The organism is Corynebacterium sp. HMSC036D02, from assembly GCF_001836165.1.
Taxonomy (GTDB): domain Bacteria; phylum Actinomycetota; class Actinomycetes; order Mycobacteriales; family Mycobacteriaceae; genus Corynebacterium.
This window is the reverse complement of record NZ_KV827661.1, coordinates 94,298-115,707: the sequence shown is the minus strand read 5'-3', so window position 1 is coordinate 115,707 and position 21,410 is coordinate 94,298. Positions and strand designations below refer to the sequence as shown.

The 21,410-nt window shown below is 62.7% G+C and carries 22 protein-coding genes; 7 read left to right on the top strand and 15 right to left on the bottom strand.

The window, feature by feature from the left end:
* Nucleotides 1-11 precede the first annotated feature (11 nt).
* Nucleotides 12-1,469 (top strand): GH32 C-terminal domain-containing protein, encoded by a 1,458-nt coding sequence (locus HMPREF2743_RS03320; protein WP_070528951.1) that lies wholly within the window; start codon nt 12-14, stop codon nt 1,467-1,469.
* Between the two features lie 564 nt (nt 1,470-2,033).
* Here the strand turns inward: HMPREF2743_RS03320 and HMPREF2743_RS03315 are convergent.
* From HMPREF2743_RS03315 to dapE, 7 genes are all read right to left on the bottom strand, one after another.
* Nucleotides 2,034-2,918 (bottom strand): methyltransferase domain-containing protein, encoded by an 885-nt coding sequence (locus HMPREF2743_RS03315; RefSeq protein WP_070528954.1) that lies wholly within the window; start codon nt 2,916-2,918, stop codon nt 2,034-2,036.
* A gap of 9 nt (nt 2,919-2,927) precedes the next feature.
* Entirely contained in the window at nt 2,928-3,095 is a 168-nt protein-coding gene (locus HMPREF2743_RS03310) for a DUF3117 domain-containing protein (protein WP_010187237.1), read from the bottom strand.
* 130 nt (nt 3,096-3,225) lie between these two features.
* Nucleotides 3,226-3,510: a DivIVA domain-containing protein gene (locus HMPREF2743_RS03305; RefSeq protein ID WP_070528958.1), complete on the bottom strand. Its 285-nt coding sequence runs from the start codon at nt 3,508-3,510 to the stop codon at nt 3,226-3,228.
* Between the two features lie 3 nt (nt 3,511-3,513).
* Complete coding sequence (locus HMPREF2743_RS03300; RefSeq protein ID WP_070528964.1) at nt 3,514-4,251, bottom strand: glucosyl-3-phosphoglycerate synthase; 738 nt, start codon at nt 4,249-4,251, stop codon at nt 3,514-3,516.
* Between the two features lie 3 nt (nt 4,252-4,254).
* Nucleotides 4,255-5,067: a dihydropteroate synthase gene (gene folP, locus HMPREF2743_RS03295; protein WP_210383659.1), complete on the bottom strand. Its 813-nt coding sequence runs from the start codon at nt 5,065-5,067 to the stop codon at nt 4,255-4,257.
* Between the two features lie 26 nt (nt 5,068-5,093).
* A complete protein-coding gene (locus HMPREF2743_RS03290) occupies nt 5,094-5,864 on the bottom strand; it encodes an LOG family protein (protein ID WP_070528970.1) in 771 nt (256 codons plus the stop codon).
* Between the two features lie 7 nt (nt 5,865-5,871).
* On the bottom strand, nt 5,872-6,960 hold the full coding sequence (gene dapE / locus HMPREF2743_RS03285; RefSeq protein ID WP_070528975.1) for a succinyl-diaminopimelate desuccinylase: 1,089 nt from the start codon (nt 6,958-6,960) through the stop codon (nt 5,872-5,874).
* A gap of 91 nt (nt 6,961-7,051) precedes the next feature.
* On the opposite strand from dapE, the gene HMPREF2743_RS03280 reads away from it, so the two are divergent.
* The 6 genes from HMPREF2743_RS03280 to HMPREF2743_RS03255 all read left to right on the top strand — a co-directional run bounded on the left by HMPREF2743_RS03280 (nt 7,052) and on the right by HMPREF2743_RS03255 (nt 13,390).
* Nucleotides 7,052-8,410, top strand: coding sequence for an amino acid permease (locus HMPREF2743_RS03280; protein ID WP_070745655.1), 1,359 nt, complete (start codon nt 7,052-7,054; stop codon nt 8,408-8,410).
* A gap of 18 nt (nt 8,411-8,428) precedes the next feature.
* Nucleotides 8,429-9,400 carry a 2,3,4,5-tetrahydropyridine-2,6-dicarboxylate N-succinyltransferase gene (dapD, locus tag HMPREF2743_RS03275; protein ID WP_070528981.1) on the top strand — a complete coding sequence of 324 codons (972 nt, stop codon included), beginning with the start codon at nt 8,429-8,431 and terminating at the stop codon, nt 9,398-9,400.
* Nucleotides 9,401-9,562: 162 nt separating this feature from the next.
* Nucleotides 9,563-10,993 carry an amino acid permease gene (locus tag HMPREF2743_RS03270; RefSeq protein ID WP_070528984.1) on the top strand — a complete coding sequence of 477 codons (1,431 nt, stop codon included), beginning with the start codon at nt 9,563-9,565 and terminating at the stop codon, nt 10,991-10,993.
* A gap of 797 nt (nt 10,994-11,790) precedes the next feature.
* A complete protein-coding gene (locus HMPREF2743_RS03265) occupies nt 11,791-12,636 on the top strand; it encodes a type IV toxin-antitoxin system AbiEi family antitoxin domain-containing protein (RefSeq protein ID WP_070818153.1) in 846 nt (281 codons plus the stop codon).
* Nucleotides 12,637-12,705: 69 nt separating this feature from the next.
* Complete coding sequence (locus HMPREF2743_RS12835) at nt 12,706-12,915, top strand: helix-turn-helix transcriptional regulator (protein WP_070528987.1); 210 nt, start codon at nt 12,706-12,708, stop codon at nt 12,913-12,915.
* The gene (locus HMPREF2743_RS03255) at nt 12,908-13,390 is read left to right on the top strand and encodes a hypothetical protein (protein ID WP_070528992.1); all 483 of its coding nucleotides are present in this window, start codon (nt 12,908-12,910) and stop codon (nt 13,388-13,390) included. The genes HMPREF2743_RS12835 and HMPREF2743_RS03255 overlap by 8 nt, the downstream gene beginning before the upstream one ends.
* A gap of 197 nt (nt 13,391-13,587) precedes the next feature.
* Here the strand turns inward: HMPREF2743_RS03255 and HMPREF2743_RS03250 are convergent, their stop codons facing one another.
* The 8 genes from HMPREF2743_RS03250 to typA form a co-directional block, all read right to left on the bottom strand.
* On the bottom strand, nt 13,588-14,151 hold the full coding sequence (locus HMPREF2743_RS03250) for a GtrA family protein (RefSeq protein WP_070528995.1): 564 nt from the start codon (nt 14,149-14,151) through the stop codon (nt 13,588-13,590).
* A gap of 107 nt (nt 14,152-14,258) precedes the next feature.
* Nucleotides 14,259-15,017: a pseudouridine synthase gene (locus tag HMPREF2743_RS03245; protein WP_210398349.1), complete on the bottom strand. Its 759-nt coding sequence runs from the start codon at nt 15,015-15,017 to the stop codon at nt 14,259-14,261.
* Nucleotides 15,018-15,065: 48 nt separating this feature from the next.
* Nucleotides 15,066-16,151, bottom strand: a complete 1,086-nt coding sequence (gene dapC / locus HMPREF2743_RS03240; protein ID WP_070818149.1) for a succinyldiaminopimelate transaminase — start codon at nt 16,149-16,151, stop codon at nt 15,066-15,068.
* Between the two features lie 3 nt (nt 16,152-16,154).
* Nucleotides 16,155-16,478, bottom strand: a complete 324-nt coding sequence (gene fdxA / locus HMPREF2743_RS03235) for a ferredoxin (protein ID WP_005327491.1) — start codon at nt 16,476-16,478, stop codon at nt 16,155-16,157.
* Between the two features lie 50 nt (nt 16,479-16,528).
* Complete coding sequence (locus HMPREF2743_RS03230; protein ID WP_070745661.1) at nt 16,529-16,921, bottom strand: hypothetical protein; 393 nt, start codon at nt 16,919-16,921, stop codon at nt 16,529-16,531.
* Nucleotides 16,918-17,784 carry a PIG-L family deacetylase gene (locus tag HMPREF2743_RS03225; protein ID WP_070818148.1) on the bottom strand — a complete coding sequence of 289 codons (867 nt, stop codon included), beginning with the start codon at nt 17,782-17,784 and terminating at the stop codon, nt 16,918-16,920. Before HMPREF2743_RS03225 ends, HMPREF2743_RS03230 begins: the two co-directional genes overlap by 4 nt.
* Nucleotides 17,777-19,378 carry an ABC transporter family substrate-binding protein gene (locus HMPREF2743_RS03220; RefSeq protein WP_070745665.1) on the bottom strand — a complete coding sequence of 534 codons (1,602 nt, stop codon included), beginning with the start codon at nt 19,376-19,378 and terminating at the stop codon, nt 17,777-17,779. Before HMPREF2743_RS03220 ends, HMPREF2743_RS03225 begins: the two co-directional genes overlap by 8 nt.
* A gap of 71 nt (nt 19,379-19,449) precedes the next feature.
* The gene (typA, locus tag HMPREF2743_RS03215) at nt 19,450-21,360 is read right to left on the bottom strand and encodes a translational GTPase TypA (protein ID WP_070529025.1); all 1,911 of its coding nucleotides are present in this window, start codon (nt 21,358-21,360) and stop codon (nt 19,450-19,452) included.
* Nucleotides 21,361-21,410 lie beyond the last annotated feature (50 nt).

Sequence of the window (21,410 nt, the reverse complement as noted above, 5' to 3'; positions counted from 1 at the left end):
GAAGGACTGCCGTGACGCATAAAGAAACGCACCATCGCCCAGAACTTCACTTCGTTCCCGATAGCGGGATCCTCGACGCCCCCGCAGGAATCGTCCGGGACGGTCATACCTGGCACCTGTTCCACCAGTACCGTCCTGATGCCGGCCAACCTGCGCGCTGGGGCCATTCCACCTCCGAGGAAACGGCCTTCGCGTGGCTCGACTGCGACGACGTCCTCGCCCCCGTCGGCGGCGAGCTATCGCTGCGTGCAGGGTCCGTGGCGGAAGGAAAGGACGCTCTGAACCTGTACTTCACGTCGGTGACGTCGGTGGGTACGAGTGTGCGCTTGGCGCGCTACACCGACTACGCCGATGAATGCATCGTGTCTGATGATCCTTCGGCTCTCGACCCAGACGTTGTCCGCTTCGGGGAAGCCGTAGGCGCCCATACCAACTACGACCGCTTCCGCTCTCCCTCCGTGGTCCCGGACTGGGCCAAGGAAGACCGCGAAGAGGGCCATGATGGTTGGCTCATGCTGGCGCTGACCGGGCATTCCGACGCCCCGGTACCGGTGATCCTGGACAGCCCCAATGGCGAATCCTGGACGCTCCTCGGACCCTTGAGCTTCGAGGGGGACCCTGGCTTTGAGGAGGGCGAGGTTCCGGCCACCTCCCCCATCCCGCCGGTGGTTTCACCGCGTCTGGTACGCCTGCGCGACGAGGTGGATAGGGAGATTTACGACGTTCTCTTCGTGACCTTGGAACGCGAGGGCCGCGATGTCTCCGGCTATATCGTGGGCCGCCTTGATGGCACCGTGTTCACCGTTGCGAAGGGCTTCCAGCGCGTGGACTTTGGCCATGACTTCTCCCGTCCGCGCAACACCAACACCACGACCGGAACGATTCCGCAGGAACGCCGCTACGACCGCGCAGTCATCCTCGGACTGCTCAACGGCAACGGCCGCGGTGACGACGCCACCAAGCACCCCACATGGGAGGCCGAGGGCTGGGCTAATAGCCTGTCCCTGCCGCGCGCGGTGACGCTGCAGGGTGGCGTGCTGTACCAGACCCCGGCGGAGGGACTGCCGGATGCCGTCAAGCTTTCGGATTATGCACAGTCGTGGACGGGCGTGCTCGAAGTACCTACGGGTTCGAGCGTGACCGTCACGCTGAAGGACGGCTCTGGCGATACCGCTGCCGTCATTCGCCATACTGGTGAGGAAATCAGCCTGGACCGCTCCATGTCCAAGGCCTTCGATAACTACTTCAAGGACTCCGCTCCCGCGGTGGCGCCGCTGGCTGAGGGAGATTCGGATACGCTCACCGTCATTCAGGATGGTGCCAGCGTTGAGGTCTTCGTCGACGGCGGTTTGGTGGCTATGAGCTCCCGCGTCTACTTCGACGGTGGTTGCTCCGCCATCGAGGTCAGCACCGATGGCGAAGCTGTCATTGAACAATCGTGGAGCCGCAAGGGCACCAAGCGTTCCTAAGCGCATCAGGCGAAGTTAATGAGGGAGGTCCGGGTGTCCGGGCCTCTTTTTCTGTGCGGCCTCGACCGCTTTCCCTGTGCCCCCACTGTCCTTTGCCCTACCGCTCTTCGCTCGCTCCGCCCGTCGCGCTCACCGAAAGCCCCGCATGGCTGCTGCGCGCAACGCCAGTGAGCGCGAAGGGAGAATGCGGCGAGGATGCAGCTCGATGCTAACAACATGCCGACGCACCAATACGCAAGCGCACCCCAAACGGCATTGAGCTAAAAGAACCGAAGCGGGCTGTGCCAAACTACGCCCTGTCGCCCTGCCCGCCCTTCGCGCTCACCGAAAGCCCCGCATGGCTGCCGCACGCAACGCCGGTGAGCGCGAAGGGAGAATGCGGCGTAAGTCCACCGCGGTGTAAACACCCGCGCCCTTCGCGCTCACCGCGGACTACAAACTTCCACCACGCCCACTCCCGGTGAGCGCGAAGGGTGACGTGGAGGAAGGTCTTTAGAGGGCCGCTTCGAAGGGAGACTTCGAAGGGAGGCTTCGAAGGGTCTTTGAAGGGAAGGCCGAAAAGCGCTAGGCCGAACGCAGTCGATCCAGGCGGGCGTGGGCCGTCACGGTCAACGTCTGCGGCAAGGAGGCCATGCGCTCTGCCAGCTCCTCCGGGCTAATGTGGCGCGCCGAGGGGCTCATACCCACCTGCGCGGCGATGGAAGCCTTATCCAAGACAATGGGGAAAGAAATATCGACCGGATCAGCTGCCTGCTCAAGGAAACCTTCCGCCTGCGCGTAGAGGCGTTCAACCTTCCCTTCTTCCACGCCGAGAATGCCCAGAGGCTCACGCAGCTCGTCTAGGTGGCCCGCCTGCGGGGTCAGCACGATAACCTCCCCGCCCGGCGCAAGGACGCGCTGAAACTCCGCCGGATTACGCGGCGCGAAGACCACCGAGATGGCATGAATTGAATCATCCTTCAGCGGAAGGCGCTCCCACACATCCGCAACCACGGCGCCGACTCGCTCATGTGACTTGGCCAGGTGCTTAGCCGCGTGCGTAGAGATATCCAGGCCCACGCCGCGCGCACCTTCAATCGAGTCCAGCGTATGCGCAAGGTAGTAGCCAGTGCCCGCGCCGACCTCCAAGAGCGAGGGGGCAGTATCCTCATCGAGACCAGCATGCTGAGCTGCGTCCTGATTCTCCAGAGAATCCTGCACCGCACCGGTGACTGCCTCCACGAAGGGCGCAAAGTGCCCCATAGCCAGGTAGGTTTCGCGGGCGGTGACCATCGCGGCATCATCGCCTTGGTGTTTCAGGCCTGCACCAGCTGCCAGAGTGACGTAGCCCTGCTTGGCCACATCATAGGAATGGCCGGTCTCCGACACGAGGCGGGAAAAATCATCCGCGCCCTCAAGGGCGCTGCCATCGGCGGGATCGGCCAGAATATCGACGATATGTGAAAGCATGCTCCTAGACTAGCTAGAAACTGCTACGAGGAGTGAACCCAGCTCCGCTGCTTCTTCTTTGCTGAGCTCAATAACAATGCGCCCACCCCCGTCAGAAGGAATGCGCATGACGATCTTGCGGGACTCCTCTACCGCTTCCATCTCTCCACCAGTGGTACGGGGCTTCATCGCTGCCATATTGCGTCTCCTTCGACTGAGTTTTATACGTCCTTCTAGTCTAGCCCTTTTTCAGCCGATGGCGGCAGGCCCGCTCCCGCAGGCTTGCCCGTAAGCTCAATCACGGGCTCCAGCAACGGCCCAACCAAGCCTATGCCGAAGGTTTCGCTGAAGCCTCAGACGCCACCTTCGCACGACGCTCCACTTCTGCGAGAAGGGCATCCACCTGATCCTGGCGGTAGCCGCGCGCAACCACGTCAAAGCGCAGGTCATCGAAGCGCCCCTCCTCGAATGCCCGCAGATTCTCCGCGTTAGTATTCACAGCCTTGTCGGGCGCTTCCATGACGGTCCCCCGTCCCACGAGGCTTCCCCACGCCCGGGTGCCAATGATCACGAGAGCGATGAGGACAACGATCAGCAGAATCCAGGACAACATGCGCTAAATCTTACCCAGCAGCGGCGGCCGTTGGGGAACGGGTCCAGCCACGCCCGCGCGGGAGAGAATGGTGCGCGAGACCACATCGGCCATGGGGGCTAGCTCCTCCAGCGGGCGGTTGCGGTGGGTACGGGTACCCAGGTCCACCTCGGCGATAGCAAAGGGGCCATAGCGCTTGGCGACGTCTATCAGCAGCCCCGCTTCCACCCCATAACCCGCAACGAAGGGCAAGTCTAAAGCCGCGTCGCGGCGAATCGCATATTCCCCTCCCAAAGGCTGATCGATGTGCGCGAGCTCAGGGAAGAACATGCGCAGCAGCGGCTTGGCGCTCAGCTCCGTGACCCGCCCGCCACCGGTGGGCTGACCGTTCAGGCTGCGTGCATAGCGCGCCTTGACCAGCTGCACGTGCGGATCTACGAAGGGCTCACTGAGTGCGGTGACCATCCCGGGCGCGGCGGATTCTAGGTCCGCGTCGATGAACACGACGACCTCTCCCCGGGCCGCGGCCACCCCGCGCCATAAGGACTCGCCTTTGCCAGGCTGCGGCGGCTCCTCCACCACGTCGCGCCAATTGCACACCCGGGCGCCGGCCGCGGCGGCCCGCGCCGCAGTCCCATCGCTCGAGTCCGCATCGATGACGATGACTTCTAAAGGTTCATCCGCCAGGCAGGCACACACCACGTGGGCGACGGTGCGCTCCTCATTCAGCGCAGGGATGACTACGGAAACGTTGACTGACATGGCTTAGGCAAGCCCCCGGGTCGTCGCCAAGGGCGCCATGTGCCCCTGGATAGCGGCGGTCATACGGATGACGTCGAGAGTCGGGGCCACCTCATGGACACGAAAAGCCGCCACGCCCCGTGCCGCCGACCATGCCGTCGCCGCCAACGTGCCCGCGACGCGCTGGTCGACGGCTCGGTCGAGGGTCTCGCCCACAAAGTCCTTATTCGACAAGGCCATGAGCACCGGCCAGCCCGTTGCCACGATCTCATCGATGCGCCGCAACAACTCCAAGCCGTGAAAAGTGTTCTTGCCGAAGTCGTGCGTAGGGTCGATGAACGTCAGCTCCTCTGGGCAGCCGAGGTCGGCGGCGCGCTCGGCTAGCCGCGTGGTCTCGGTGATGACGTCGGCGACGACGTCGTCGAAATGCACACGATGTGGTCGGGTGCGCGGAGTCACGCCACCGGTGTGCGAACACACGTAGCCCACCTTGTGGTGGCCAGCCACCTCGATGAGCTCGGGGTTCCAGCCGGCCCACGTGTCGTTGACCAGACCGGCACCAGCGGCGATGGCCGCCTCTGCGACCTCGGCGCGCCACGTGTCCACGGAGATCAGCGCGTCAGGGCGGCGGCGGTGCAGCTCCGCAATGGTGGGCACGACGCGCTCGATTTCCTCGGCGGTGTCGACATGCTGACCCGGGCCGGCCTTGACGCCGCCGATGTCGATGATGGAGGCGCCGTCGTCAAGCGCCTGCTCAGCACGCTGGATTGCGGGGTTGAGCTCGAAGGTGGCGCCCTTGTCGTAGAAGGAGTCCGGCGTGCGGTTGACGATTGCCATGACCCGCGCGAGGTTGTGCGCTTGGGTCACTTGCCCTCCTGCTCCCGCAGGCGCTTGTCCGACATGACCTTGTGCGCGGCCAGAATGTGGGCGATGGCTTCGTCGATATCGTCGGTGACCAGGAAGAGATCAAGGTCCTCGGGGCTGATGAACCCGCCCTCAGCCAAGGTCTTCTTCATCCACTCCACCAGGCCGGACCAGTATTCGGTGCCCATGAGCACGATGGGATAGTTGGTCACCTTGCCGGTTTGGACCATGCACATGACCTCGAAGAACTCATCCATGGTGCCCATGCCGCCGGGCAGGCAGATGAAGGCCTGCGAGTATTTGAGGAACATGGTCTTGCGGGCGAAGAAGTAGCGGAAGTTAAGCCCCAGATCTACGTAGGGGTTCAGGCCCTGCTCGTGCGGAAGCTCGATGCCCAGACCTACAGACAGCCCTCCAGCCTCGTGCGCGCCGCGGTTGGCCGCCTCCATGATGCCGGGGCCACCGCCGGTGATGACGGCGTACTTGGCCTCCACGAGGCGGCGGCCCAAAGCCACGCCCAACTGATAATTCGGGTCATCCTCCGGGGTGCGGGCAGAGCCGAAAACGGTCACGGCCTTGGGCAGCTTGGCCAGGGCGTCGAAGCCGTCCACGAACTCACCCTGGATACGCAGAACGCGCCAGGGATCGGCGTGCTGCCACTCATGATCCGCGCCGGACTGAAGCAGGCGCTGATCAAAAGTGGAGGACTGCTCTCCAGCAGTGCGCACGAGAAGAGGTCCGCGCAGAGTACGCAGTTGCTCAGGCGTCATGGTGGTCTTATCCCTTCAGGTAGTTCAAGAGTGCGGTCGAGACTTCGGTGATCTGGGTGACGGGTACTTGCTCGTCCTTCTTGTGGGCAAAACCCGGATCACCAGCGCCGAAGTTGACGGCTGGGGTACCCATCTCGGAGAAACGGGCCACATCGGTCCAACCATACTTGGCGCGGACGTTGCCGCCGACGGCGTCGACAAGCGCACGTGCCGCTGGCTGGCCCAAACCGGGCAGGGCGGCACCGGCGATGTCATCGACCTCCACGGTGATGTTCTCGTGCTCGCCGAGGACCTCCATCAGGTGCGCCATCGCCTCCTCGGTGCTGCGGTCGGGGGCGAAGCGGAAGTTGACGAACATCCAGGCCTCATCCGGGATGGTATTGGTGGCCACGCCGGATTCGAGGTGGACGATGTTGAGGCCTTCCTTGTAGGTGCAGCCGTCAATCTCGATGTCGCGGGGCTGGTAGTTGGCCACGTTGAGCATCACCGGCGCCAAGGTGTGCGCCGCGTTGGAGCCGAGCCAGGCGCGGGCTGAGTGCGCACGGGTGCCGTGGGCAGTAACGCGCACGCGGATGGTACCTTGGCAGCCTGCCTCGATCATGGCGCCCGAGGGCTCACCCAGCAGAGCAAGGTCTCCCTGCAGCCACTCCGGGTGATCCTTCTGCAGGTGGCCCAGGCCGTTGAATTCGGTGGCGACCTCCTCGCCCTCATAGGCGATGACCGTGAGATCGTGCTTGAGCTCATCGGAGTTGTACAGCTGCGCAAAAGCGTTGAGGTAGACGGCCATACCGGACTTCATGTCCACGGTGCCGCAGCCATACATGATGCTGCCGTCCTCCGACATGGTGTGGGGCACGTTATCGGCCAGGGGCACGGTATCGATATGACCGGCGAGGACCACGCGGCTTTCAAGGCCCCGGTTCGTCCGGGCACACACGGTGTTGCCGTAGCGTTCCACCTCTACTTTGCTCTGGTCCAGACCACGCAGGGCCTCTTCGACCGCATCGGCGATCGCTTGCTCGTGGTGCGAAGGGCTAGGGATATCCACCAGGGCCTTGGTCAGCTCAATGGGATCGGAGAAGAGATTTAAAGTCACAACCCGCCATGCTAGCGCCCCCGGTTGCTTAGTGCATTGCGTAAAGTACTTCCCGTTGCAAACAATCAACAGCGTTGAAGGTGATTTCCCTATGGCTGCGGCCACTCAACTCAAAACCCGCCACCTCACCATGATGGGCCTCGGCTCCGCGGTGGGGGCGGGCCTCTTCCTAGGCGTCGGCCTGGGCATCCAGGTATCCGGCACCTCCGTCCTTATTTCCTATGCGGTGGCTGGGGCGCTCATCGCCTTGGTGATGTGGATGCTCGGCGAGATGGCCGCCGCCCGGCCTTCGTTGGGTGCTTTCTCTACCTATGCGGGCCAGGCCTTCGGGCCCTGGGCCAGGTTTACATTGGGCTGGATTTACTGGTTCATGCTGGTCATGGTGATGGGCGCGGAGATAACCGGTGCCGCGGCGATTGTCTCCAACTGGTTCGGGGTGGACCCCTGGATTCCCGCGTTAGTCGCCGTGGTCTTTTTCGCCGTGGTCAACTTTGCCGCCGTGGGTGGCTTCGGCGAATTCGAGTTCTGGTTCGCCATCATCAAGGTCGCCACGATTGTGGCCTTCCTGGGCGTCGGCGTGCTCATGGCACTGGGTATCCTGCCGGGCATGGACCTCTCCGTGGCAGGCCACAACTTCACAGAGAACTTCCTCCCCAACGGCGGCCCTGGTTTTGCCGCCGGTTTGCTCGCCGTGGCTTTCGCTTTCGGTGGCATCGAGCTGGTCACCATTGCTGCGGCAGAATCCGAAGACCCAGCCCACAACGTGGCCACTGCCGTGCGCGCCATCATCGTGCGCATCATGGTCTTCTACATCGGCTCCATTTTGGTCATCACCATGGCTTTGCCTTTTAGCTCCATCCAGGACGCCGATGTCGCGGCGGACTCGCCCTTCACGCTGGTCCTCGCCGCCGCGAAGATCCCCTTCGCCGCCGGATTCATGGAAGCCATCATCGCCTTGGCGCTGCTGTCCGCCTTCAATGCGCAGATTTACGCCACCTCCCGCTTGGTCTACGACATGGCCAAGGACCACAGCGCACACCACGTCTTCCTCAAGACCAACGCCTCCGGCTCCCCCATTTACGCGGTGGTGCTCTCCATCATCTTCGCCTTTGCGTCGGTGGTGCTGCAGTACTGGAACCCGCCGGGGCTTCTGGCCTTCCTCTTCAACGCGGTGGGCGGCTGCCTGCTGGTCATCTGGTGTTTCATCGTGGCCTCCTACATCAAGCTGCACCCTCAGATGAAGGCCAACGGCGAACTCACCACGCTGCGTGTTCCGGGCTTCCCGTGGCTGCCTTGGGTCACTGCCCTGGCGCTGGTGGGTCTTACAATTCTCATGCTTTTCGACGCCTCCGCCCGCAACCAAGTCCTCGCCGTCCTCATCCTGACCGTGGCCCTAGTTGTGATCTTCCACCTACTACCGGGTAACTCACGGCGCACGACCGAGGCGTAGCTGCTAGGGTGTGAGCCTATGACTTCAGCATCCGCACGCGGCCTGGCAACCATTACCCACGACGGCACCGTCCTGGACGTCTGGTTCCCCGCAGTTCACACCGATATCTCTGTAGAAGCCAGCGGCACCGAACGCTTGGAGGAGGTTCCGCAGCAGTTCGCTGACCTGGTTGGCCCCGACGAGGAGCGCGGCGTCGCCCGCATTGCGGTGGAGACCTCCATCAAGGACCTTGACGAGGCACCCGCCGACACGTACGACGCGTACCTGCGCCTGCACCTACTCTCCCACCGCGCAGTCAAGCCTCACGGCCTGAATGTGGACGGGATCTTCGGCAAGCTGGCCAACGTAGTGTGGACCAACTACGGCCCCTGCGCGGTTGCTGATTTCCAGATGGTCCGCGGCCGCCTCGCCTCCCGCGGCCCGGTCGTGGTCTACTCCGTCGATAAGTTCCCGCGCATGGTGGACTACGTTGTCCCATCGGGTGTGCGCATTGGCGACGCCGACCGCGTTCGTCTCGGCGCCCACCTCGCGGAGGGCACGACCGTGATGCACGAGGGATTCGTCAACTTCAACGCCGGCACCCTGGGCGCCTCCATGGTCGAAGGCCGCATCTCCGCAGGCGTCGTCGTGGGCGATGGCTCCGATATCGGCGGCGGCGCCTCCATCATGGGCACCCTCTCTGGCGGCGGCAAGGAGGTCATCTCCATCGGTGAGCGCTGCCTGCTCGGCGCAAACTCGGGCGTGGGCATTTCGCTTGGCGACGACTCCGTCGTCGAAGCCGGCCTCTACGTCACCGCCGGCACCAAGATCGCGGTCTTTGGCAAGATTGCTCAGGCACTGGACCTGTCCGAGGGCGAGACCGTCAAAGGCTCTAAGCTCTCCGGTGTCTCCGGCGTGCTGCTGCGCCGCAACTCCGTGACCGGCGCCGTCGAGGCCGTGGAGTGGAAGTCTGAGGCTGTGGCTCTCAACGAGGATCTGCACAAGAACTAAACGCTGCTGCCTGAGGCCCCTGTTTCTGCGGGGGCCTTTTGCGATCGTGGCCTAAGCCTCCGAGGCGCATGCTTCCTGTCCCCGGGCACGCGCCGCTACGGGGCCTCGCCCCGCCCTACCAATTCTCCCCTTATGCCCACTTACCGCTCGCGGCTGCCTACAATGCTAAAGGTGACTGCTCAAAACGATTCCTCACCTAGCTCACTCGGCAGCGGCTTGAAAGTCCGCCACCTGACCATGATGGGGCTGGGCTCCACCATTGGCGCAGGCCTTTTCTTAGGCACCGGCGTTGGCATTTCTGCCGCTGGCCCCGCGGTCCTCTTGGCCTACCTCATCGCGGGTTTCCTTGCCATCTTGGTCATGCAGATGCTCGGTGAGATGGGCACGGTAATCCCCGCATCCGGCTCCTTTTCCGAATACGCCGAGCACGGCATTGGCCGCTGGGCAGGCTTTACGCAGGGCTGGATTTATTGGCTTGCCACCGTCGCCGTCCTCGGCGCGGAAATTACGGGCGCTGCTGGTTTCATCGGCGCATGGTTCGACTGCCCGCCGTGGATCCCCGCGGCCGTCTGCGTGGCACTCTTCGGCACCATCAACCTCCTGCGCGTGCGTTTATTTGGTGAGTTTGAGTACTGGTTCGCCTTCATCAAGGTCGCCGTCATCATTGCTTTCCTTGTCATCGGTGCGCTGCTCATCTTCGGTCTGCTCCCCGGCCACACCTTCATCGGCACGTCAGTCTTCCTTGCCGACGGTTTCATGCCCAACGGCCTTGGCGGCGTGGCCGCCGGCCTGCTCGCCGTGGCCTTCGCCTTCGGCGGCATCGAGGTTGTCGCCATCGCCGCGGCGGAATCCGAGGACCCCGAGAAATCCCTCGTCAACGCGGTACGCACAACCATTACCCGCATTTCGGTGTTCTACCTGGGCTCTGTCCTCGTTATCACCTTCCTCCTGCCCTATTCTTCGCTCGGCTCCGCGCAATCTGCCGCCGAGTCGCCGTTCACCATGGTCTTGGACCGCGCCGGAATCCCAGGCGCTGCGGCCATTATGGAAGTGGTCATCGTCCTCGCGCTGCTCTCTGCTTTCAACGCGCAGATCTATGCTTCCTCCCGCATGATGCACTCGCTGGCTAGCCGCGGTGAAGCCCCCAAGCTCTTCGCGTCGACAGACAGCCGCGGCGTCCCGACTGCGGCCATCGCGTTGTCTGTCATTCTTTCCGCGGTGATGGTTGTTCTCAACTATGCAGATACCGGGTGGCTGCTGTCCTTCATGCTCAACGCCGCTGGAGCCTCGCTGCTCATCGTGTGGGTCTTCATCGCGGTGAGCCAGTTGCGCCTGCGCCCGCAGCTCGAGGCCATCCACCCGCTGCCGGTGCGCATGTGGGCCTACCCTTACCTCACGTGGTTCGCCCTGGCACTCTTTGCAGCTATTGCGGTACTCATGCTTACCGACGCCTCCGCCCGCATCCAGCTCTTCTCCGCCGCCACCATGTTCGCTGTGCTAGCCATCGCCGGCGTCATCAATGCCAAGGCCCGCGGCATCTCCCCTACAGCCCGGCTGCCCTTACCTACCGCAGAGGAACTCAAAACCCGCTAGCCGCTCCTCGCCGCCCTGCTCGCCTCCGCGCCTCTTCTCGCAACCGCGCCTCTTCTCGCAACCGCGCCCCTTCCTCGCTGTCACTCCACCCCCCTTCGCGCTCACCAGCACACGATGTAGCGCCGTTTCTCCGCTCTCGGTGGCCGGCAAGGGCATACCGCGTGAGCCGTCACCCCGACAAGCGCCCTTCGCGATCACCAACAATGGGCGGGCAATGACAGGCGCCTGCCACCGTGAGCGCAAAGGTAGGTGGACCCGAGCGGCGCCTCTTCCCCTCCGCCTCTTCCCTTCACGCTCACGGCTGGGACGTGGGGCGTCGGCAATGGGCACTCGGTGAGCGCGAACGGTGCTCGATGCAATTCCCGGCTCCGATGTAGTTTCCAACCCAGCTCCACCCTTCGCGATCACCGCCGAACGCTCTAGCAGCTAATCAGCGATCCCGGTGAGCGCCAGGGGTAGGGTCCAGGCAGCGGTTCTCTCCACCCCGCCACATCACCACCCGCCCTTCGCGCTCACCAGCGAATGCTTTAAGGGCACAGAATCGATTCCGGTGGCCGCGAAGGGTGGGGCCAGCACCCGTACGAAGGGCGTGGGCTGGGTCGAGCAGCCAGGCTGCGCTATTTGCTACTTGGCGGAGTCCCCAATGGGGCTAGCCAAGAGATAATGAAGATGAATGCCGCAGGAAAATTAGCGACACGTCAACATAACCCCCGGAAAACTGGACTTCGAACCCGAGTTATCCACAGGTAGGTAGTTGACTATCGACGCGTCGTGAAGCAATGCATACCTTGAGCTTCATGAAGGCATGGACAACCGCGGAGCTCCGTGAGATGGGACTGAGCAAGGAGGCAATCAGGCGGAAGCTCCGCGCGGGAAAACTCTTTCGTGTACACCGAGGAATTTACAGCGATGAGTGGTCGCCGCTGGCCGTGGCACGCGCCCTGGCTCACGGGCTGAGCCGAATACATTTCACGGGTAAGACCGCGCGGGAGATTCACTTGGGACGGAAGTTGACGTTCCCGCTGGAAGCCGAGGGACCGCGCACGCTCAAAGGGAAGAGCTTTCGGGTGACACATTCGCGGCTTTCGGCTATAACCAAGGTGAATGACCTGCCTGTGGTCCAGGTGCTGTGGGCTGCACGTCGTTTAGCATCCGCTTGCGGGCAGCTGCTGGAAGAACACTATCGAGGCAAGACTGGGCCTGAGCGCTTGAGCAAAGACCAGCGGAGAATGCGTCGGATTCCCCGGCGTTTGAAGGAGACTATTCGTCACACGCCCATCGGCGCGGACAGCGTGCCGGAGCGCCAGCTGAGCCGAAGGCTACGAGCGGACGGGATCTTTCCCGAGCACAACGCGCTCATTGCGAACTACCGCTTTGACTTGAAGATGGGCAAGCTCATCGTCGAGGTCGACGGCTGGGAGCACCACAAACATAGTCGTGCTTTTCAAGCAGACCGCTCGAAGCAGAACGCCGCAGTGGCTCATGGATATACGGTTTTGCGCTTTACTGCCGACGATATCCGCTACCACCTCGACGATGCCGTACTTCTCATCAAAACCACACTTGAACAGCTCAAAGGGCGTAAACCGAAGCTGCCGGCTGTGGTGATGCAGCCCTTCTGGGAATGGCATGTTTGCATGTAACCCTTGCCAGTATGACAAGTTTGCTTTACACTAGGGCATGTAAGCACGACACACCGTAAAGGAGACCACATGGCCGAGCACCAGAATATGGTCCGCAAATGGCGTCGGTGGCTCGAGATGTCTCAAGCTGACCTCGCTGAACGGGCGGGCGTGTCCCGCCAAACAATTGCCAATATCGAGCGCGGCAACTACTCCCCATCTGTGTACCTAGCTCTCGATATTTGCCGTGAACTAGGAAAGCCCGTCGAAGAAATCTTTGGAGATGAACAACATGATTAACGCCCTTGCCAACTACACGCTCCGCGAAATTGATCGCGCCTCCCACGACGAATTCGAACGCGAAACTTGCTACAAGGCCCTCGCCATCAGTGCTTCCCCGACGATGTTCCTCGAACTCGTCGCAGCAGCCATCCTTGCCTGGGTCCTTCCTGGTCAAATGAGCATGCTCTGCTTCCTCGCCATCGCGCCGTCTGTCATCGGCAATGCCATCGGCACAGCATGGCTACGCAAACGCGTCGCTACCCCACTTGCTGGCCGCAACTGGGCTGCAATGGCCGTTTACTTCATACCGGTAATTGCGATTTTCACGGGAGTCGCTTATAACGCCTATGCGCCAGCCGACGGCCACAACCCCACCGCCTATCTAGCCGGCACCGCAGTTGGCGCTGTCTCTGTCCTAGTCCTCGCCCCATTCATCCGCCGCCTTCAGCACCGCCGCGACCAAGAGCGCCTGGACGCCGAACTCGACGACTAGGCAGCTCTCCCTTCCGTCGCATCCCCCCGCCCTTCGCGCTCACCGCGGACGGCGGGCTTTGCTGTTTGCGGGCGCCAGTGAGCGCGAAGGGTGCAGGGCTTGTCGACGCTCTCCCTTCGCGCTCACCGCATCAGCGAAAAGACCCCACCGGTCGACGCTGGTGAGCGCGAAGGGAGGGGCGGGGCGAAGGTCCGATATTAGGCCGGCTCGGTCTCATGGACCACGACCGGCGCCTTGGGCGTCGAACGGAAGGTCCACAGCTTGTTGAAGATGAAGTTGATCGGCATCGCCACCACGATCGAAATGGCATTGGCCCAGTAATACATCGTGCGGAAGCCCGTCGAGTCATCGAAAATATCGGGCGGCAGCTGCAGCGGCGAGGTCGGATTCATCAGCAGGTACTGCACCGCGAGGGTCACCAAATACGCGCCAATGCCCGTAATGAGGAACGGGAAGAAACCCCGCAACCACGAGACTTTGCTAACGGATTTAAAAGTCCACATGCGGTTGAGCTGGTAATTCCACGTATTCGCAACGAGGAAGGCGATGGTGGAAAAAAGCATGAACCAGCGCACGTGAAACTGGGTGCCGAAGAGGTTGAACATCGCGTCATGCGGCGTAGCGCCGAACCAGGACAATCCACACTTTGCGGCCAGGATTGAAACTGCAATATTGACCAACGCGCCCGAACCGCCAACCAGACCGAACTTAATGAACTGGCCAAAATTCGAGGCAAAGCGAGCAAAGCTCAGATCCGCCATGGACACGCCCTTCGTACAAAATGCTCAATTATAATGAATAAAACTTCGTTTGAGTTTAGTCCCTCATTCAGCGCAAACTAAAACGCACACCGCAATAGCGCCCAATCTCACAGCTGAAACTCCCGTTTGCGGCCGGCAACTGGATCGCTAAAACTCAAAGCGACATGGGAAAGCAGCAGCGGCGTGGAGAAATCATAAAGATCCAAGCCTCGATCCACGGGATAAGTATCATCCCCCACAATCGGATGTCCCAGGTGGTTGAGCACCACGCGAATCTGGTGGGTATGGCCGGTCAGTGGCCAGACATCGGCGACCGCCCCCCGAGCGCGCACCCGAGTCACCGTAGGCGTGCCGGAAGGATCCACGCGGACCTGACGCTCACCACGCACCCGTCGCATGCCCAGCCGCACCGTGCCGTCGAAGGAGAAGGGCACGACCACCTGAGCCCGGTAGTGCTTCACCACCGCACGCTCCTGAAAGAGTTGCTGATACGCAGCGCGCGTGCGGGGGTTGCGCGAGCACAGCACCAGGCCCGACGTCAACCGGTCCAGCCTGTGCAGCGGCACGATGGAGTCCTCCCCGTAATCCACGCGCAGGCGGGTTTGAAGGGTCTCGCGGACGATGCGCCCATTCGACGTCGTGGGCAAGAAATGCGGCTTATCGACGACTATCAGGTCCCCATCCTCATACACCACCCGATAGTCAAAGGGAATAGGCTCTTCGGACGGCACCGAAGGGTGATACCATGCCAGCGTTGGGCCGGGAAGCACAGTGCCCGGTTCTAAGCGAGTACCGGGCGAAAACGCGGAATCGCCCGCCTCACCTGCCCAATAGGTAGGTGAGGCGGGCACGATGCCAGTGAGCATCACCTTACGCGGGCTAATCCCCTCCCGCGCCGGCGGGCGAAAGGCCACTTACTCAGCCAAGCGCGCCACCGCCGCCGCGATGCGCTCGTCCGTACCGTTGAGGCCAATGCGCACGAACTGCTCGCCCGCCGGGCCATAGAAATCACCGGGGGCAACGAGGATGCCACGCTCGGCCAGCCAGTCAACGGTCTCGCGGCAGTTCTCACCGCGCGTTGCCCACAGGTAGAGCCCAGCCTCGGAGTGCTCGATTTTAAAGCCCGCACCAGTCAGCGCCCGCATGAGATCCACACGGCGCGCGGCGTAGCGTTGGCGCTGGAGGGCTTCGGAGGGGTCGTCGTCAAGCGCGGCGACCATGGCCGCCTGAATGGGGCCTGGAACGATGAGTCCTGCGTGCTTGCGCAGCTCCAGCAACTCCGCGATGAGCTGGGCATCGCCCGCGAAGAAACCGGCGCGGTAGGAGGCCATGTTCGCACTCTTGGAGAGCGAATGCATGGCGATGAGCCCGGTGCTGTCGCCATCGGTCACGCGCGGATCCAGAATGGACACCGGCAGGTTCTCATCATCCCAGCCCAAGCCCATGTAGCACTCATCCGAGGCCACGATGGCGTTATTCTCGCGCGCCCAGGCGACGATCTCACGCAGCTTCTCGACGCCCAGCACCCGGCCCGTCGGATTCGACGGCGAGTTGATGAACACCAGCGAGGCATCCTGGAAATCCTCGTCGGCGCGCAAGGGCTTGGCACCGGCCAGGAGCGCACCGACTTCATAGGTGGGATAAGCAACCGTCGGGAAAGCCACGGTTTCCCCGCGCATGCCCAGCAAAGTGGGCAGCCAGGCGATGGCCTCCTTGGTGCCGATGACCGGCAGCACCGCGTCCACGTTCATGTTGTAACGGCGCTCAAGCGCCTTCGCGATGGCCTCACGCAACTCCGGGGTGCCCTGAGTCTGCGGGTAACCGGGAGCCTCGGCCGCTGCGGACAGCGCTAGCTGCACGCCAGGGGCAACCGGATCGACGGGGTTGCCCACCGATAGGTCAACGATCCCGTCCGGGTGCGCCTGTGCTTTCTTCTTGGCGTCAGCAAGCGAGTTCCACGGAAAATCCGGGAGTGTGTGTCCAAGCGGCGTGCGGCTCATGGTCTACTCCTGGTTCTGAGGCGGGAGTGCAGCAATCATCGGGACGTCAAAGTCCTGCGGGCCGAGAGCTGCTGCGCCACCCGGGGAGCCGAGATCATCGAAGAAGGCAGCGTTGGCGTCGTTGTAATCCAACCATTCATCCGGGACATCATCTTCGTAGAAGATGGCCTCCACCGGGCACGCCGGCTCACAGGCGCCGCAGTCCACGCACTCGTCCGGGTGGATGTAGAGCATGCGCTTGCCCTCGTAGATGCAGTCGACCGGGCACTCTTCAACGCAGCCGCGGTCCATCACGTCGACGCAAGGCTGCGCGATGGTGTAAGTCATAAGGTGTTTAAACTCCTGTGTGTCACGGGTTTTCTACGACTAACAGTATGCTACTCCGAGGCGAAAAATGGCCAAACGCTACCCGCGATTCCCGCGGCGAACAGCAGCAGGCTGAGAATATTATTGGCCAGCAGGCTGCTATCCCCCATGGCGGCTCCCAGCATGAACGCGAGAAATCCTCCCACCCAGGCCAGCCCTGGCGTACCTGCGATGTAGGGATTCTCACTCCACAGACGCGCTGTGCGGGTCAACACCCCGTTGAACCAGAAGGCGATGAGGATGGTGATGGGAAAGGCCATCCCGGATTCGCCGGGCCACGGCAGGCGCGCGGTGAGATAGACCACCTCGAGCGTCAATGAGCAGAGTGCGCCTAAGACGAGCCACACCAGGCCACCTATTTGCTCGCCACGGGAGAAATCAGTGCGAATGGCGCGCTCGGTCATTTCTCCCCCAGCAATGTTTCCTGCGGCTCCCCCTGGCCAAGCTGGTAGAACTCCTGGCGCAGCAGCGGCATGGTGAGCAGGTTGGACAAGGCATAGGCGGCGGGAACTCGCGCGGGTTCCGTGAGTCCCGCTTGGGCGGCGTGGGGGTTGACGGTGGTGAGGGAGCCGTCGGCAAGCCAGATCTGCGTGGCGTGGGCCAGCATCGCGGCGCGCTTGGCAGCAAGTGCTGCGTCGCTGAGCTCGTAGGTCACATCGCAGCCGGCGTTGGTGAAGTTGTCCAAGTACGCCTTATCCGGCAAGCTCCAGCCCTCCGGAGGCATGACAGCCTCGAGGCCGCGATAGTGCGCGGCACGCTCAAAGACCGCCCACCAGATACGCTGCTCCGGCTCGGCAGCCGCATGCACGGCCTTGTGCACCGCGATGTGGTCGGGGTGCCCGTAGCCGCCGTCCGGTCCATAGGTCAGCACCGCGTGGGGACGCAGCTGTTCTAGGTGGCCGCGCAACAAATCTGCGGCCTCATCCACACGGTTGACCAGGGCCCGCGGATTCTCATGAGCAGGCGAGCCTTCCATCCCGGAATCACGGAAGTGCCCAAAACCGCCCAGCTGGATGCCCTCGATTCCTAAAGCATCGAGCGCGTGCTTGAGTTCCCAGGCGCGGAACCCTCCCAGCTGATCTGTTTCCGCGAGGCCTTGGTAGGGCTCACCGATGATTTCGCCCTCCTCTCCCAGCGTCGCGGTAATCACGGTGACCTCAGCACCGCGCGCGGACAAATCCGCCAGCGTGCCACCGGTAAAGAGCACCTCATCATCCGGGTGAGCGTGAACAGCCACGACGCGGTAGCCCGTGAGATCCTTAATCATCGTCTTTCCTCCACTGCGGTGCGCTAATCAGACCGGAATCCCAGTCCTTAATGCTTTGTCCGGGGCCAACAATACCCTTGCCCAAAGCATGGACTCGCACCTCATTGAGCAGCGGGACGAAGAGCACTTCTTCCCTGTTAAGGTGCCCTACCCGTTCTTCGGCGGCCTCGGAATCCAGCTCACCGGAGAGGATGCCAAGGGCGGTTTCCGCGGAATTGTCTGGGCAGAATCCCGACAGCGTTGCCGCTGGGCGCGTCGGCGTTGCGCACACGAAGTAATTGGCCAAGCTCATCGCGTCGTTTCCGTTCTCATCCCACGCCACCACGGCATCCACCTTGCCCGCCGGAAGCAGGTCGGAGGTAATGGTGGTCAGGCGTTCGGTGACGACCTCCGCGTCGATGGCCTTGGCCTGCAGCACGTCCACGATGGTGGTGGCTGCAGCCAAGGCAGTAGGGTTCTGGGGATCCACACCGATGCGCACGGGCTTGCGTCCTGCCCGCTCCCGCAGCGGGGCAAGCTCCGAGTTGCTGTCGAAGGGATTGTGTCCGGGCTCCAGCTCCGAGGCGCGGCCGGTGGCCAAGCGGGCTATCTGGTCGGTATCCAGAAGCGAGGCTAACGCACGGCGCTGGGGCTGGTCGTTGAGAGCGCCCTCCGCGGCAGACATTTCCAAGCGGAGCTGGCGTTGCCGTGTCACCACACCGGTATTGACATTGCTGAGCAGGCTCAAGTTCTCCAGGGTGGTCTGTTGCGGGGTGAAATCAGCAAAACCGATCTGGCGCGAGCGCAGCATATTCACCGCCTGCGCGGTATCGCGAACCGCGCGCAGCTGGATGACGTCAATATTCGCGGGATCCTCTCCCCAGAAGCGGTCATTGCGGTTGAGAGTGATGATTCCTCGCCCGCGGTCCATGCTTTCCACGAGGTAGCGCCCAGCGGAGGCGGGGATCCCGTCGGCCAGCACTGAAGCGAAATCCCTGTCTTCTAGAAGGTGGGAGGGCATCAGATGGGCAAAAAGTTTGTGCCAGCCTTCGACGCGGTGGTCGAAGTCCACGGTCACCACCCGCCCATTGCCGGAGGTCCGCACAGCCGAGATCGCCCGATAGCCAGAAATATTCTTAGTCCCCGGGGTGCGCATTATCTGGGACCACAAATAGTTAAAGTCGGAACCGCTGATCGGCGTGCCATCAGACCATTGGGCTGGCGCGGCGATGGTATAGCGCACACGCATCGCAACGCCTTCGGGGGCTTCGATCTCCTCGGCAGATTCCAGGACATCCGTGTCCATCTCGGTGCCGTGGAACGCAGAGGGCAGCACTAGCTCCGCAATCTGGTTAACCAGCTCGGAATTGTTTGCCACCAGGTGCGGATTGAGCCCGCCGCGCAGCGGGTCGACCCCGATGGACACGGTGCTGCGCTTCGGCAGAAGGTCTTCTTCGGGTGCTGCTTCAGGTGGCGGGGACGTCGTGCTGGAATTCGTTGGAGTGGCGCTGCGATCATCCTCGTCCACCACCGGCGGCGGGCCAGGGTTAGCCTGGCAGGCCGTCAGCAGAGCGGCTGCGAGGATAACGCTGAGCCGGGGCAGGAAACGGTTCACTCCACACAACCTTTACGTTCTAAAAAACTTTCCCCACCACTGTAGCGGCGCGAGGGGCGCCGCTTAGCGAGCTACTTGTTGAGCTGCTTAGCGCGTGCGGCCGCGCGCTTGCGATCGGTGGCAGAAAGCTCAACCTTGCGCACGCGCAGGACCTTCGGGCCGACCTCGACGCACTCGTCGGTGCCACAGAATTCCAGCGCCTCATCGAGGGACAGGGTCTTGGCCTTGGCCAAGGTCACGGTGGCATCCGCGGTGGCGGAGCGCATGTTGGTCAGCTTCTTTTCCTTGGTGATGTTGATATCCATATCCTCATCACGGTTGTTGGCGCCGACAACCATGCCCTCGTAGGCCTCCATGCCCGGTTCCACGAAGAAGTCACCGCGGTCCGCCAGCTGCTGCAGAGCGTAGGCGGTGATCTGGCCGGAACGGTCGGCCACGAGCGAGCCGGTCGGGCGAGCCTTGATGTCGCCGGCCCAGACGTCGAGGCCGTCGGAGATGGAGTTCGCGATGCCGGAGCCGCGGGTCTCCGTCAGGAACTGGGTACGGAAACCGATGAGGCCGCGGGCCGGGATGCGGAAGACCATGCGGACCCAGTCGCCCTCGCGGACGTCCATGGACTGCATTTGGCCCTTGCGGGTGGCCAGCAGCTGGGTGATGGCACCCTGGTGCTCAGACGGGGAATCGATGGTGAGCATCTCGTAGGGCTCCATGGTCTTGCCATCGATGACCTGGGTAACCACCTGCGGCTTGCCGACGGTCAACTCGAAGCCCTCGCGGCGCATGTTCTCAATGAGCACAGACAGGGCCATCTCGCCGCGGCCCTGAACCTCCCAAGCATCCGGGCGCTCAGTCGGCAGCACCTTGATGGAGACGTTACCGATGAGCTCCTGGTCCAGGCGGGCCTTGACCATGCGGGCGGTGAGCTTATCGCCGCCGCCCTGGCCTGCCATCGGGGAGGTGTTGACACCAATGGTCATGGAGATGGCTGGCTCATCGACCTTGATGCGCGGCAGCGGCTCTGGGTGCTCGACGTCCGCGATGGTGTCACCAATCATGATGTCGGAGATACCGGAGATGGCAACGATGTCACCGGCGATAGCCTCGGTATCCGGCTGACGCTGGAAGCCGACGGTGCGCAGGAGCTCCGCCACCTTGACGGTCTTGGTGTGCATCTCCCCTTCCTCGTCATAGTGCATCCAGGCCACCTGCTGGCCCTTCTTGATGGTGCCGGAGTAGATGCGCAGCAGAGCGATACGGCCGAGGAAGTCATCGGAGTCGAGGTTGGTCACGTGCGCCTGCAGAGGAGCGTCGACCTTGGCGGAGGGCTCGGGGAGGACGTCATAGATGACGTCAAAAAGCGCCTGCAGGTCATCGGCGTTCGGGACATTACCGTTGCCCGGGTTCTCCGTGGAGGCCTTGCCCTCGCGGCCGGAAGCGTAGAGAACCGGCAGATCCAAGAGCTCCTCGGCGGCAGCGGCTGCTTCCTCATCCTCCAAGCCGGCAGCGATTTCCAGAAGCAGGTCCTGGGCCTCGGTGACGACCTCATCGATGCGGGCGTCGGGGCGGTCGGTCTTATTCACGCAAATGATGACCGGCAGCTTCGCCTCCAGAGCCTTGGTGAGCACGAAGCGGGTCTGCGGGAGGGGGCCTTCGGAGGCGTCGACAAGCAGCACAACGCCGTCAACCATCGAGATACCGCGCTCGACCTCGCCACCGAAGTCGGCGTGGCCCGGGGTGTCGATGACGTTGATGATGAGATCCCCGCCGTCCTTACCCAGGCCCTTGCGGTGGATGGCGGTATTTTTCGCCAGAATGGTGATGCCGCGCTCGCGCTCCTGATCGTTGGAGTCCATGACGCGATCCGAGTGTTCGCCATGGTCGCCGAAAGCGCCGGACTGCTCCAGCATGCCGTTGACGAGGGTGGTTTTACCGTGGTCAACGTGCGCGACGATGGCTACGTTACGGAACTCAGTATTACTCACGTGTGGGGTGCTCCTTAAAGCATGATGCGTTAGCGGTATGAACGGCCCTT

Coding starts and splice junctions, on each gene's coding strand:
- HMPREF2743_RS03315 (WP_070528954.1), bottom strand. CDS start 2,918: ATGCTTTCACATATCGTCGATATTCTGGCCGATCCCGCCGATGGCAGC.
- HMPREF2743_RS03310 (WP_010187237.1), bottom strand. CDS start 3,095: ATGGCAGCGATGAAGCCCCGTACCACTGGTGGAGAGATGGAAGCGGTA.
- HMPREF2743_RS03305 (WP_070528958.1), bottom strand. CDS start 3,510: ATGTTGTCCTGGATTCTGCTGATCGTTGTCCTCATCGCTCTCGTGATC.
- HMPREF2743_RS03300 (WP_070528964.1), bottom strand. CDS start 4,251: ATGTCAGTCAACGTTTCCGTAGTCATCCCTGCGCTGAATGAGGAGCGC.
- folP (WP_210383659.1), bottom strand. CDS start 5,067: ATGGCAATCGTCAACCGCACGCCGGACTCCTTCTACGACAAGGGCGCC.
- HMPREF2743_RS03290 (WP_070528970.1), bottom strand. CDS start 5,864: ATGACGCCTGAGCAACTGCGTACTCTGCGCGGACCTCTTCTCGTGCGC.
- HMPREF2743_RS03280 (WP_070745655.1), top strand. CDS start 7,052: ATGGCTGCGGCCACTCAACTCAAAACCCGCCACCTCACCATGATGGGC.
- dapD (WP_070528981.1), top strand. CDS start 8,429: ATGACTTCAGCATCCGCACGCGGCCTGGCAACCATTACCCACGACGGC.
- HMPREF2743_RS03270 (WP_070528984.1), top strand. CDS start 9,563: ATGCTAAAGGTGACTGCTCAAAACGATTCCTCACCTAGCTCACTCGGC.
- HMPREF2743_RS03265 (WP_070818153.1), top strand. CDS start 11,791: ATGAAGGCATGGACAACCGCGGAGCTCCGTGAGATGGGACTGAGCAAG.
- HMPREF2743_RS12835 (WP_070528987.1), top strand. CDS start 12,706: ATGGCCGAGCACCAGAATATGGTCCGCAAATGGCGTCGGTGGCTCGAG.
- HMPREF2743_RS03255 (WP_070528992.1), top strand. CDS start 12,908: ATGATTAACGCCCTTGCCAACTACACGCTCCGCGAAATTGATCGCGCC.
- HMPREF2743_RS03250 (WP_070528995.1), bottom strand. CDS start 14,151: ATGGCGGATCTGAGCTTTGCTCGCTTTGCCTCGAATTTTGGCCAGTTC.
- HMPREF2743_RS03245 (WP_210398349.1), bottom strand. CDS start 15,017: ATGCTCACTGGCATCGTGCCCGCCTCACCTACCTATTGGGCAGGTGAG.
- dapC (WP_070818149.1), bottom strand. CDS start 16,151: ATGAGCCGCACGCCGCTTGGACACACACTCCCGGATTTTCCGTGGAAC.
- fdxA (WP_005327491.1), bottom strand. CDS start 16,478: ATGACTTACACCATCGCGCAGCCTTGCGTCGACGTGATGGACCGCGGC.
- HMPREF2743_RS03230 (WP_070745661.1), bottom strand. CDS start 16,921: ATGACCGAGCGCGCCATTCGCACTGATTTCTCCCGTGGCGAGCAAATA.
- HMPREF2743_RS03225 (WP_070818148.1), bottom strand. CDS start 17,784: ATGATTAAGGATCTCACGGGCTACCGCGTCGTGGCTGTTCACGCTCAC.